Origin of the sequence: Archangium violaceum (assembly GCF_016887565.1) — a bacterium.
Taxonomy (GTDB): domain Bacteria; phylum Myxococcota; class Myxococcia; order Myxococcales; family Myxococcaceae; genus Archangium; species Archangium violaceum_B.
This window is the reverse complement of sequence record NZ_CP069396.1, coordinates 3,180,150-3,193,159: the sequence shown is the minus strand read 5'-3', so window position 1 is coordinate 3,193,159 and position 13,010 is coordinate 3,180,150. Positions and strand designations below refer to the sequence as shown.

The following is a 13,010-nucleotide window of genomic DNA, read 5'->3' as shown; positions in this document are numbered from 1 at the left end:
GTAAATGGCGTAGCGTCCCTGGCCGTGAAGCCCTCCACGACAGGAACAGTGGTGGATCTCCAGGGCGCGCGCCGAGAGCGGCGACTGGAGATGTACCGGGCGCGAGTGGCCGAGCGCCTTCGCACCAACCGCGCGGCCGTCGAGGCCCTCTACCAGGGGGGCACGCTCTTCTCGCCCCAGGGGACTCGGGCGGGCCGGGCGCTGCTGCGCGCCCACCAACTGCTGCAGCGCGCGGACTCCCTGCTGGAGCAGCTCTCCGGCGACGGAGTGGTGCCCGCGCCGCGGCTGCCCGAGCGCATCGACGAGCTCTACCGCGAGCTGGACACGCTGCTGTCGCGCAGTGACGCCCTCTCCGGGCGCCACCACCGGGCGGCGAACGTGGCCCGTCTGCCCGGGCGCTAGCTCGGGAAGACCCCAGCCCTCGCGGACCGGGGCCCTCGCCTCACGGCATCTCCGTCTGGCCCTGGCGGCGCAGGAAGGTGGGGATGTCGAACTGGTCCTCGTCCAGGGGCAGCGCCGCGTCCTTCACCACCGCGGTGCGGTTGGCCAGCGAGCGCCCATCCACCGAGGCCATCGTCCGAGCACCGGCCTTGGCGGGCACCAGGCTGGCGACCTCCTCGCGCGCCGCGGTCAGCGAGGCGGGCGTGGGGCGGGACACCACCGGCACCTGCACCACCTGGGGCACCTGACGCACCTTCGCATCGCGCGACACGAAGCCCGTGGCGATGATGGTGATCTTCACCTCGTCGCGGATGTTGTCGTCGATGAGCGAGCCGAAGATGATCTCCGCCTCGCCGTCGGCCGCGTCGTGCACCAGCGTGAGGGCCTCGTTGACCTCCTGGAGGGTCATGTCGCGGCCGCCGGTGATGTTGATGAGCAGACCGGTGGCGCCGTCGATGGAGACGTCCTCCAGCAGCGGGCTGGAGATGGCCTGCTGCATGGCGTTGAGGGCGCGCTTGTCGCCGGAGGCATGACCGGTGCCCATGAGCGCCAGACCCTTGTCGCTCATGATGGTCTTCACGTCGGCGAAGTCCACGTTGATGTAGCCGTGGTACTGGATGAGGTCCGAGATGCCCTGGACGGCGTTGAGGAGCACCTCGTCGGCGCGCTTGAAGGTCTCCAGCAGCGGCATGGGCTCGTTGCTCAGGGTGAGCAGCCGCTGGTTGGGGATGGTGATGAGGGTGTCCACCGCGGCCTTGAGCTCCACCAGCCCCTGCTCGGCCTGCTTGCGGCGCTTGTTGCCCTCGAAGAGGAAGGGCTTGGTGACCACGCCCACGGTGAGGCAGCCGAGGCTCTTGGCGATGTCGGCGATGATGGGCGCCGCGCCCGTGCCGGTGCCACCGCCCATGCCGGCGGTGACGAAGACCATGTCCGCGCCCTCGAGCATGGAGGCAATCTGATCGCGCGACTCGAGCGCGGCCTCGCGGCCCATCTCCGGGTTGGCGCCCGCGCCGAGGCCCTTGGTCAGGGTCTGGCCGAGCTGCAACCGCACGGGCGCCTTGTTGGCGGCCAGGGCCTGCACGTCGGTATTCGCGGCGATGAAGTCGACCCGCTCAAGCTTCGCCATGATCATCGTGTTGACCGCGTTACAGCCAGCGCCCCCGACGCCGACGACACGAATCTTTGCGGCCTGCTTGTTCTGGTCGAACTGGTCCATGTTGTTCCTTCTTTCAGCGCAGGTCGCACGTGCCCGCGCGCGCCCCTGCAGACACCATCTTCAGCAAGTCGCGATCTTTGGCAAGTTCTCAGCTACGAACATGTAGCGCGACGTTGCCGTGCCAAGTCGTCACAGGCACTTACGCGGAAGGACCACCGCGCCGTCGGTGCGGCGCGGTGGGTGCATCACACCTCTTGACTCGCGCGATGAGGTCTCTTCACCCGACCGCGCGAGCACGTTACGGGACTACTGAAACAACACGGTACCGCCCACGAGCGCGTTGTTGCCCTCCAGGAGCTCCACATGCTGCCCGGCCGGGTCCACGATGCCGCCCAGGTACCAGCTCCCCTTCGCCAGGGAGGGGGCCTGGTCCGAGAGCGGAATCGTCCTGCACTGCCCCGGAAGCATCAGGTCCGTGGTGGCACTGGAGACGTAGACATCCCCAGGGTACTGGGACGACGAACGAACGGAGGTGTCCGAGGAGAAGACGAGCTCCACGCTCGTGCTGGCCGCCTCGTCCCCCTGGTTGCACACGGTGATGGACGCATCGAAGGAGAACCCCGGCCGGACGCTCGCCGGCCCCGTCACCGCGGTGACGGCGAAGTCCACTCCCGTCCCCATGCTCACCTCGCCGCCCACGAACACGTTGTTGTCTTCGAAGAACTCCGGCGTGTCGCCGTCCGGGTCCACGAAGGCACCCATGCGCCAGGCCCCCGACAGGTAGGGCACGCTCCCGGACACCTGCACCGGGACGCACTGCCCCGCGGGCAGCAGCCCGGTGTACCCGCTGGCGAGCCACACGTCCCCGTACGGCGCATAGGGCGCGGTGGGCGACGCGTCGTTGAAGAGCACGAGCACCACGTCCGAGGAGGTGTCCTGGACGCCCCGGTTGCACACGGTCGCGGACCCGCTGAGCGACTCACCCGGCTGCAAGCGCGCCGGGAGGGACACGGTCTCGATGACGAGGTCCGGCTGGTACCCAACGCCCACCCGGCCGCTCCGGTACGAGTCGTTGCTCGTGATGAGCTCCTGCTCCCAGCCGCCAGCGCTGAGGAGGGTCCCCACGTGGTACATGCCCTCGGGCACCGAGACATAGGACGTCAGCGACAGCGTGTCGCACGCGCCGGGAGACAGATAGGCGGACGCGCCGCCGAGGATGAGGTCGTCACTTCCGGGCGAGCCCGGCCAGTCGATGGAGGTGTCCTTCGACAGGACGAGGTTCACGCTCGCGTTCCCGTACCGGGTGCCCTGGTTGCACACCGTGACGGACGCGGCGAGGTTCGACCACAGCGCCACGCTCGTCGGCGCCGTCACCGCCGTGACGACGAAGTCCGTCCCGACGCCGATGGCGAACAGTCCTCCCGCGCGCGCGTTGTTGCTCTCGGAGAGCTCCGGTTGCTGTTCATACGGGTCGACGAAGGCCCCCAGGTGATACACGCCCTCGCTCAGCCCGTGGGCGACGGAGGCCTGCGCGGACACCGGCACCGTGACGCACTGGCCTCCAGGCAACGGACCGACGGACGTATTGCCAGGCCAGAAGTCACCCTGACCCGGAGGGGCGATGACCTCGTCCGCTGACAGCGCGAGCAGCACAACCGTCGTGCTGGATGCCTCGGTCCCCTGGTTGCACACCGTGACGAGTGCCTGGAAGGACGCCCCCAGCTCCACGCTCGCCGGTCCCGTCACCGATTGGATGACGAGGTCCGGCCCGTTGCCGATCCTCACCGGACTGCCCGCGTGCGCGTTGTTGCTCTCGATGAACTCCAACGCCTCGTTGTCCGGGTCCACCACCGCGCCCAGCGTGTACGTGCCCTCGGGCATGGCGTCGAGGATGGCCTGCACCTGCACCGTGTCGCAGTGCTCGGGTCCCAGGCTCCCGACGTAGTAGGTGCCCACGGGGATGTCATCGGACGACGGCCCCTGTCCGGTGATGACCGGGTCCGGAGACACGAAGACAGCCACGCGCGGATGACCCCACTCGGTGCCCTGGTTGCACACCGTGACGGACGCGGTGAAGGAATCACTCGTCCTCACGCTCACCGGCCCCGTCACCGCCGTGACGATGAGGTCCGGCGCATGACCCACCCCCATCAGGTCACCCGCGTGCGCGTTGTTGCTCTCGACGAACTCCTGCACACCGTTGGCCGGGTCCGCGATGGCGCCCAGGTGGTACGCCCCATCGGGCAGGGAGGGGGCCTGGGCCGACATCGGCACCGGAGCGCACTGCCCCGGCTCCAGCGGACCCACGACCGCGCTCCCGACGAGGGTGTCTCCCCCACCCTGCTGCCCCGGCAGGGTGATGACCGCATCCGGGGAGAGCAGGAGGGCCACGTCCGTGGAACCACTCACGGTGCCCTGGTTGCACACCGTGGCGGACGCGGTGAAGAGGACTCCCGGTACTCGGCTCGCGGGCCCCTTCACCGCCGTGACGAAGAAGTCCGGCCGATCGCCGATGCCCAGCGGGCTGCCCGAGGACGTGTTGTTGTGCTCGAGCACTTCCTGCTGACCATTGGCCGGGTCGACGATGGCTCCCAGATACCAGAGCCCCTCGGCCGAGGAGGGAGCCTGCGCGGACACCGGCACCGTGGCGCACTGCCCCGGCTCCAGCGTGCCCACGCCCGCGCTCCCGAGCAGCACGTCCCACTCCGCGAGCGGCGTGCCCGGCGGAAGGATGACCTCGTCACGGGATAGGAGGACGGCCACGTCCGTGGCGCCGCTCGTGTTGCCCTGGTTGCACACCGTGGCGGACGCGGTGAAGGCGTCACCCGGCTTCACGTTCCCCGGTCCCGTCACCCGGGTGACGACGAAGTCCGGCCCATCACCGAACCCCATCCGGACGCCCGCTCGTGCGTTGTTGCTCTCGATGAGCTCCCGCTGGAAGTTGCCCGGGTCGACGATGGCGCCCAGGTACCAAGGCCCCTGGAGCGAGCTGCCGCCCGCCCACTCCACGGGAACGCACTGTCCCGGTTGCAGGACGCCCAGCGACACATTCCCGAGGAACACGTCTCCCCCCTGCGACGGAGACCCCGAGGGCAGGGAGATGTCCGGATCGGACGACAGCACGAACATCACGTCCGTGAAGCCGTCCCAGGTCCCCTGGTTGCACACCGTGGCGGTCACGCGGAACGACTCCCCCGAGCGCACGGTCGCCGGACCCGTCACCTCCTGGACGACGAAGTCCGGGTCGAAGCCCACGCCCATCGGGGCCGAGACGGAGGCGTTGTTGAGCTCGACGAGCTCGAGCTCCTGCTTGAACACGTCCGCGACGGCTCCCAGGTAATACGTCCCCGGGAAGTCGTAGAGCGCGTAGGGCAACCAGCCGGACAGCGACACCGGGGCGCACTGTCCCGCCGCCAGGAAGACCTGGGAGGACGAACCGAGGAAGATGTCTCCCCCCTCGTTCGTCTCCCCGGGGCCGGTGAGCACCGTGTCGGACGACACCAAGAAGCCCACGTCCGTGAGGCCCTCCGCGAAGCCCTGGTTGCACACCGTGGCGGACACGGAGAAGGAGTGGCCCGGTATCATGCTCGACGGCGCGGTCACCTCCTGGATGACGAAGTCCGGCCCGGTCCCCACGCCCAGGGGGCCCCTCATGTGGACGTTGTTGCTCTCGACGAGCTCCGCCTGGGAGAGAAACGGATTGCTCTTCGCGCCCAGGTACCAGGAGCCCTCGGGGAAGCTGGTCCGCAGGGACACCGTGGTGCACTTCCCCGCCTCCAGCATCCCCACGGACACGGTCCCGAGCGGGAGGCCCCCCCCTTGCGGCGGGTTCGGCGAGGTGTCCAGCAGCAGCATCACGTCCGTGCTGCCGCTCGTGGTGCCCTGATTGCACACCGTGGCGGACAGCGTGACGGTCTCCCCCGGCCTCGCGTTCACCGGGCCCGTCACCTTCGTGACGATGAAGTCCGGCCCGTCGCCGATCCCCATCAGGTCCCCCACGCGCGCGTTGTTGTTCTCGGACAGCTCCAGCAGGGAGTTGTTCGGATCCACGACGGCCCCCAGGTGCCAGGCCACACCGGCGATCGGAGCGTAGGCCTGCGCCGACACCGAGGCGCACGCCCCCGGCAGGAGCACGTCCACGGAGGCGCTGCTGATCGGCAGGTCGGCCGAGGAGCTCGACACGGTCAGGATCTCGTCCTGCGAGAGGAGGAAGCCCACGTCGGCGCTACCCGGCTGGGTGCCCTGATTGCACACCGTGGCGGACACCGTGAAGGTCGTGTACGGCCGCGCGCTCGCGGGCCCCACCACCTTCGTGACGACGAGGTCCGGCCGGTCGCCAATCCCCATCACGTCTCCCGCGCGCGTGTTGTTGCGCTCGAAGAGCTCACGCCGGACGTCGAGCGGATCCACGACGGCGCCCAGGTACCAGGAGCCCTCGGGCAGGGAGGACTCGATGAACGCATTCAGCCGCTGCGTCGTGCACTGCCCGGGAGGGAGGTAGCCAGGGGACACCCGGCCCACGGAGACATCCGACCCACCGGGAGACCGGGGTCCGGTGATGACCGGGTCGGACGACAGCACCAGCGCGACCTCCGCGTCACCGGCCAGGGTGCCCTGATTGCACACCGTGACGGAGGCCGGGAAGGAGTCGCCCGGCCTCGCTTGCTGGGTTCCCGTCACGGTCTTGACGATGAAGTCCGGTGCGTCCCCCACCCCCACCCGGTTCCCCGCGAACGCGTTGTTGCTCTCGAGGAACTCCACCAGCTTCTGGCCCGGGTCGACGATGGCGCTCAGGTGGTACTCCCCTGGCGGAAGGCCGCTGCTGGCGAGGTAGGTGCCCTGCACTGGCACCTTGATGCACGCCCCTGGCATCACCAGGGGCCCCGAGACCCCCCCGAGCTCCACGTCCCCATCCTGTCCCGGCGTCCCCGGCTGGGTGACGGCCTCGTTGCTGGACAGGAGGAGCGCCACGTCCGTGCTCACCCCCACCGTCCCCTGGTTGCACACGGTGATGGACGCGGTGAAGGTCTCGTCCGGCCGCACGCGCTCCGGCCCCGTCACCTCCGTGACGACGAGGTCCGGCTGATTGCCGAGCCCCAGCGGGCCTCCCACGCGGGAGTTGTTGCTCTCGATGAACTCCGGCCAGAGACCGAGCGGATCCGCGATCGCCGCCAGGTAGAACGGGCCCTCGAGCGCGGGGGCGGTGCCATTCATCGGGAATTCCTTGCAGGCCCCCGGCGCGAGCACACCCGTGGCGCTCTCCACCACCGTGACCAGCTGCCAGGACAGCGGGTCGAGCACCGCGTCGGGCGACAGCAGGAGCCTCACCTCTGTTTCGGCATTCGCGGTGCCCTGGTTGCACACCGTGACGGACGCGGAGAGGGGTTCACCCGGCCGCGCGCTCGCCGGCCCCACCACCTTCGTGACGGCGAAGTCCGGACGGGTCCCCACGCCCACGAGCCCACCGATGGACACGTTGTTGCTCTCGACGAGCTCCCACGCGTCGTTGTTCGGGTCGATGAGGGCGCCGAGGTACCACGGTCCCGAGGGGAAACTGGCGGGGAACGATGTCACCAGCGGGACGCACTGGCCCGGCGGCAGGGTGCCCGTTGGCAGGGCCTGCGGGGACTGGTCCCCCGCCTCCATCGCGGACCCGGGAGGGGAGAGCCGCGCGTCGGGAGACAGCACCAGCCTCACGGAAGAGCTGCCCGGCACGGTGCCCTGGTTGCACACCGTGAGGGAGACGGACAAGGGCGCCCCCGAGCTCACGCTCGCGGGCGCGCTCACCTCGCGGATGACGAAGTCCGGCCCCGTCCCCACCGCCAGGAGGTCACCGGCCCGGGAGTTGTTGCCGTCAAAGAGCTCCGGCGCGGTGTTGCGCGGATCGACGATGGCCTCCAGGCGGTACTCACCATCCGGGAACGAGTAGGGGAAGGACGCCGGGCCGGCCACCGCGAGCGTCCGGCACTGGCCCGGATTCAGCGGCTCCACGAAAGCCCGGGCGACGAAGACGTCCCCATCACCGGCCACTGGGGCCGGAGGGAGGATGACCGCGTCCTTGGACAGGTAGAGCTCCACCTCCGTGGAGCCTCCCACCCTGCCCTGGTTGCAGACCGTCACGGTCGCCCCCAGGGGGTCGCCCTGTGTCGCGGAGACCGGCCCCGTCAACGCGGCGACGACGAAGTCCGGCCTGTCTCCCACGGCCAGCGTGCCGGCCGTGAAGGTGTTGTTGCTCTCGATGAGCTCCGGAACGGAGTTGGAGGGGTCGACGAGGGCCCCCAGGTAGAGCTCTCCCTGCGAGGCCGCGGGCACGGTGGCGATGACCTTGGCCGGCATGAAAGTGCACGCACCGGGAGCCAGCGTGCTCGTGGGGAACGAGCCCACGTGAACATCCTGGTCCCTGGAGAGGACCGCGTCCTTGGAGAGGAACAGCTCCACCAGGGCGCTGCCACTGGCGGTGCCTGGGTTGCACACCGTGACGAACGTGGTGAAGGACGCATCCGGCGCCACCACCTGGGGAACCTCCGTCATCGCGGTGACGACGAAGTCGGGCCGGAGGCCCACGCCCAGGAGCGTGCCGCGCCCGTTGTTGGTCTCGATGAGCTCCGGCCTCGCATTGCTCCGGTCCGCGTAGGCGCCCAGGTACCAGGCTCCCGGGGGAACCGATGGGACGGTGCCAGTGATGCTCACCACGCCGCACACCCCTGGATTCATCGTCGGAATGGACACGCTGCCGCTGATGGACTGGTCGGTCGTCGTGATGGCCTCGTCCGGAGACAGCATCAGGGTCAAGGTCGTGCTGTCGGGCTTGGTGCCCTGGTTGCACACCACGACACTCACCTGCATGGACTGGCCGGGCTGCGCGCTGGCGCGCACACCACGCACCTCCTGGATGACGAAGTCCGGCAGGGAGCCAACCCCCACCTGACCACCGGCCAGCGTGTTGTTGGTCTCGGAGAGCTCCGCTGTCTGCTTTGCCCGGTCGGCGATCGCCCCCACGAACCAGGAGCCCGTGGCCGCATTGGCGGTGACCAGCACCTCGCGCGCGGCGCACTCGCCCGGCACCAGGGTGGCCAACGAGACCGTCCCGATGGGCATATCCTGCCCCGCGGTGATGATCGCGTCCTTCGACAGGACGAGCTCCACCATCCCCGGGTTGCCAACCGCACCGCCCCGGTTGCACACCGTGACGCCCACCCGCAGCGAGCCGCCGCCCAACACGCTCGGCGGTGCGCTCACCTGCTGGATGAAGAAGTCCGGACCCCCGCTCAATGCCTGTGCCAGGGCCCGCGGCTCCTCGGGTGCGGCCTCCGGCTCACGTGCTCCACCACAGCCCACGGCGCCGAGCAACGTGCTCGCGGCGACGAGGACCAAGGTCCATCTGCCATTCCTGCTCATTCGGTCATCCCCCTCTGCAAGCGACCACCTCGCCGCCGGGTGGACGCACTCATCCGCATGCCGCTCTACCGGCATGGAGCGGACGGCACAAGCCGTCTCCTCTGACTTTTACAGGAGACCCTGACTTACGGGGGGAAGCGAGGCCCTCACTCCCAGGAGAAGGTGTACTCCGTGTCGAGCGGTCCCAGGACGCGCACGTCCACCTTCAGGCCCTTCGTATGAATGGACTCGAAGGTCCCGAGGAACCCCCCCACGATGTAGGGGCGGGGCAGCAGGTCGTGCCGGTAGATGACGACGCCGCTCTTCTGATCCGTCAGCCGCACCTCGCACTGCGAGCCCGCCGCGGCCATCTTGGAGGCCATCGGCAGGTTGGAGATGAGCCGCTTCGGGTCGTTCATGAACATCAGCTGCAGCGCCCGTCCCACCGGAGAGGTGTAGTAGCGCGTGGCCGCGTAGTGGCCCATCGCCGCCAGCGCCTGCTCGAAGCCGCCATACTTGTCGCTCAGGAGCCGGGCCGCCGTGTACAGCAGCCGGATGAAGCTGCTGTACGGGTAGTTGAAGAAGTCCAGGAACCCCGACTCTCCGCACGCCTCCAGACAGCGCCGGACCGCATCCTCGCTCCCCAGTTGCCGCACGGCATCCAATATCCCGTTGTAGAAGACACCCCGCATGGTGTCCTCCGGAGTCGTGAACGCCAGCCGCTGCTGCATCTCCTCGTCCGAACCGAGCGGCAACGCATCATCGGAACCCGAGCTGTCCATACCCACTCCTCTCGCGGCTTTGACCACCGAGCCTACTTGGAGGAACAGGCGACGGTAAGGGGTGGCATCCTACTCAGGGGATGCCCTTGAACTGGAAGGCGAGCGCGATCCACGGGAGGGCCTGGCTCACCTCCATGCCCGTCCGATAGCGGTGGCTGAGGAACCACTGCGAGACGAGCACCAGGGTGGGAGCGTTGAAGCGCCGGTCGACCTCGTCATGGAACGTGTAGGCGAGGAAGGGTCCCACCCGGTGGATGGTGGGGTTGAGTCCGAGGTCCATCTCTCCAGCCGGGTAGTCCCGGGGCCGGAAGAAGCTGCCCGTGGCCGTGTAGCGCAGGCCCACGGCCAGGCGGCCCGCCACGTAGAGCAGATCCGCGTCGTTGCTCGCCACCCAGCCCCCATTGGGGACGACCACGTCCAGCACCGGCTCGTAGAAGACGCGGTCCCCCTCGCGCAGCCGCAGGTCGAAGCGGACCAACCGCGGGTTGGAGCGCACCGCGAGGGGGCCCACCTTGAACTGCAGCATCGCGGCCAGGGTGAGCAGGGTGCCACTGGAGGTGTAGCTCGTCCCCCCTTCCCCGCCAAGCTCCGCCAGGCGCCGGTCGCTCGCGTCCGCGTTGGGGCCAGGGAAGGACTGCAGGTAGTTGAAGTTGCCGAACCAGCGGGTGCCCTCGTAGGAGGCGGACAGGTTCAGCACGGAGAGCGGCTGGAGCTCCACGCCGATGCCGCCACGCACGAAGGCCGGGCTCACGAAGGCCACCGGCCCCACGCCGATGAAGTTGTCCTTCAGCGCGAGCGACGGGCTCTCGTACAGGCGGTAGCGCACCTGGAAGGAGAGCTGGGTGAAGAGGCCCGTGGGGTTCGCGCGCGCGGCGACGCCCACCCGGTAGAAGGTGTGGAGGGGCGGAATCACCCGCGAGGGCGCATCCTCCCGCCGTGGCACCGTGTCCCCCGGCGCCTGAGCGCTCTGGGCGAGTGCTCCTGGAGCCGCGAGCACCACCAACAACGCCGATAGACAGCCGACCACCACCGCACTCCGTTCGAGCATGAGGGTTCCGCCTTTCCTGGGAGCCGCGTTCCACTACCGGTCACTTCAAGCCATTGCCCGGACCGGTGGACAGGGTATGGCTGCCGCTCCACACGCGGTTGAGGGTGAGCCACACCACACCGGTGCTGGCATCGGAAGACGCGAAGTAGTCCAGGTCCGCGATCAGCGGCACGCCATCCAGGTAGACGCGCCCGGGCACTCCGCCCTCCTTGTGAACGAGGAAGACGGGATTCTGGATGTCTCCACCGGCGGCATTCAGGGTCACGGTGAACTGGCCCGTCACGTCCGGCTGGAGCTCGTAGGCCGCGTAGGTGCTGTTGTAGCCAGCCACCGGATAGCGCGCGGTGTCGGCGCGGGCCACGCCGGGGGGACCCTCGCTCACCAGCGAGCCTCGAATGGCGACGAGCTGCGCCCGGAGCATGCGCTCCACCTGGGTCGCCTGCGCCAGCACCGTCTCGGCGCTCTGCCGGCCCATGACCATGAAGACGGAGTAGCTCTGGTGGGGATGCCCCGAGAGCTGTCCCCCGTTGCCATACGCCCCATAGAGGAGAGAGCCCACGGCGCCGTACATCAAGCCCCAGGCCAGACGCTTGCTCCGGGTCGGTTGGGTGTTACCCATCTCGTACTGGCACATCTGGTAGGGCCAGTTCCAGTTGGGCGGCATGAGCCAGGAGCCGAACTGACTGGCATTCACGCGGTCCTCGGAGGCATGACCCCAGTTGTCGTGGAACCAGGTGCCGCCCGTGTTGTGCTGGAGCCAGTCGAGCGTCTGCACCATGCCCATCTCCGCGTCGGCGCTCCGGGAGTACGTCAGGGTGTAGGGAACCGCGTTGAGCTGGCGGTAGTCCCAGCGGCTCTGGTCCGTGAGGGGTTCGTCGCGGGAGAAGAACCTGTACTTGTCTCCCCACTTCACGCCATCCACCCACGCGTTGGTGCCATCACCATCCCAGGCGATGTCGCCATAGGGCGTCCGCGAGTCCGCGTTGGTGGGCAATCCACCGGGTCCGGCGGCGCTGGTATCGAAGGTGACGGCGTAGACCGGATGATCCCTCCCCGTGGAGAAGAACCAGTGCACCGTGACCTTGACGGGGATGCCACTGATGGGAATGGACCAGGAGAACTCGTGGACGGCATGGTGCCGGCCCACGAAGACCCGGCGGTGGTTGCCCGGGATGTTCGCGGAGTAGGCCACCGTGTTGCCGTAATGGCTCACCACGTAGCCCCAGCCGTTCCACAAGCCACTGGCGCCCGTGCCCGTGGACACGCGCTCCTGGGTGCCCACGCGGAAGCGGAACTGCCGGAGCATGCCGCCGTAGCTGCCGCCCGGATCCCTGCTGTCGTTGCGCGTGAGCACGGCCGTCCGTTGCTGCCTTCCGGAATCCAGCCAGCGATAGACGTCCGAGTCGTAGTTCCCGGGCAGCTCGTGGGCCCAACCCAGGGACGCCCAGGTGTCCGGGGGAACGGTGACCGTCACCGTCACGCTCGCCGTGACGCTCCCCACGTCATTGGTGGCCCGCAGCGTGTAGGTCGTCGTCTTGGCCGGGCTCACCGACACACGCGAGCCCGTCACGGTGCCCACTTCCGGCTCGAGGCTCAGGCTCGTGGCCCCCACCACTTCCCAGTTCAGGGTCGTGCTCTGCCCCGGGTCGATCGTCGAGGGCGCCGCCACGAGATGCCCGATCATCGGCGGCGAGCGCACCGGCGGCGCGGTCACCGTCACCGAGGATTCCGCGTAGGAGCTCGCGTCCGCCACGCTCGTGGCCCGCACCGTGTACGTGCCCGCGATCGCTGGCGCCGTGTACACGCCCTCGCCCGTGATGTCCCCACCCGTCGAGGTCCAGCGCACCGCCGTCTCGCTCGAGCCCGTCACCGTCGCGGTGAAGCGCTGCGTCCCGCCCGTGAGGAGCGCTGCCGTCGCTGGCTCCAGGCCCACCCTGGCCTGGGGGGGGTTCCCATCCGATGGCTCGTTGCCAGGCGCACAGCCGAGCAAGGCCACCAGACAAAGCGTTGGCACCCAGGAACGCAGGGGCTGGCGCATCATTGACCTCCGATCACGATGGACCGCACGCGGACACGGCGCGCACGTCAGGGGGGCGCCAATCAGCGCACAACATCGTCATCGGTGGCGATTCTCTTCATGCACCCGGAATCACGGAGTTCCTCGCGAGTACGGGCTCATGCGAGAATCACACCATCACCGTTCTCC

At 68.9% G+C, this 13,010-nt stretch carries 6 protein-coding genes; 1 reads left to right on the top strand and 5 read right to left on the bottom strand.

Annotation, left to right across the window (positions count from 1 at the left end; all coding sequences use genetic code 11):
* Nucleotides 1-24 precede the first annotated feature (24 nt).
* Nucleotides 25-402 (top strand): hypothetical protein, encoded by a 378-nt coding sequence (locus tag JRI60_RS13285; RefSeq protein WP_239470489.1) that lies wholly within the window; start codon nucleotides 25-27, stop codon nucleotides 400-402.
* Between the two features lie 40 nt (nucleotides 403-442).
* On the opposite strand, the gene ftsZ is transcribed toward JRI60_RS13285, so the two are convergent.
* The 5 genes from ftsZ to JRI60_RS13260 form a co-directional block, all read right to left on the bottom strand.
* Nucleotides 443-1,657 (bottom strand): cell division protein FtsZ, encoded by a 1,215-nt coding sequence (gene ftsZ, locus JRI60_RS13280; protein WP_204226218.1) that lies wholly within the window; start codon nucleotides 1,655-1,657, stop codon nucleotides 443-445.
* Nucleotides 1,658-1,903: 246 nt separating this feature from the next.
* Nucleotides 1,904-8,995 (bottom strand): CARDB domain-containing protein, encoded by a 7,092-nt coding sequence (locus JRI60_RS13275; protein ID WP_204226217.1) that lies wholly within the window; start codon nucleotides 8,993-8,995, stop codon nucleotides 1,904-1,906.
* 146 nt (nucleotides 8,996-9,141) lie between these two features.
* On the bottom strand, nucleotides 9,142-9,756 hold the full coding sequence (locus JRI60_RS13270; RefSeq protein WP_204226216.1) for a TIGR02265 family protein: 615 nt from the start codon (nucleotides 9,754-9,756) through the stop codon (nucleotides 9,142-9,144).
* Between the two features lie 73 nt (nucleotides 9,757-9,829).
* Nucleotides 9,830-10,804, bottom strand: coding sequence for a hypothetical protein (locus tag JRI60_RS13265; protein ID WP_204226215.1), 975 nt, complete (start codon nucleotides 10,802-10,804; stop codon nucleotides 9,830-9,832).
* 40 nt (nucleotides 10,805-10,844) lie between these two features.
* Nucleotides 10,845-12,842, bottom strand: a complete 1,998-nt coding sequence (locus JRI60_RS13260; RefSeq protein ID WP_204226214.1) for an Ig-like domain-containing protein — start codon at nucleotides 12,840-12,842, stop codon at nucleotides 10,845-10,847.
* Nucleotides 12,843-13,010: the final 168 nt, after the last annotated feature.

Coding starts and splice junctions, on each gene's coding strand:
- ftsZ (WP_204226218.1), bottom strand. CDS start 1,657: ATGGACCAGTTCGACCAGAACAAGCAGGCCGCAAAGATTCGTGTCGTC.
- JRI60_RS13265 (WP_204226215.1), bottom strand. CDS start 10,804: ATGCTCGAACGGAGTGCGGTGGTGGTCGGCTGTCTATCGGCGTTGTTG.
- JRI60_RS13270 (WP_204226216.1), bottom strand. CDS start 9,756: ATGGACAGCTCGGGTTCCGATGATGCGTTGCCGCTCGGTTCGGACGAG.
- JRI60_RS13260 (WP_204226214.1), bottom strand. CDS start 12,842: ATGCGCCAGCCCCTGCGTTCCTGGGTGCCAACGCTTTGTCTGGTGGCC.
- JRI60_RS13275 (WP_204226217.1), bottom strand. CDS start 8,995: ATGAGCAGGAATGGCAGATGGACCTTGGTCCTCGTCGCCGCGAGCACG.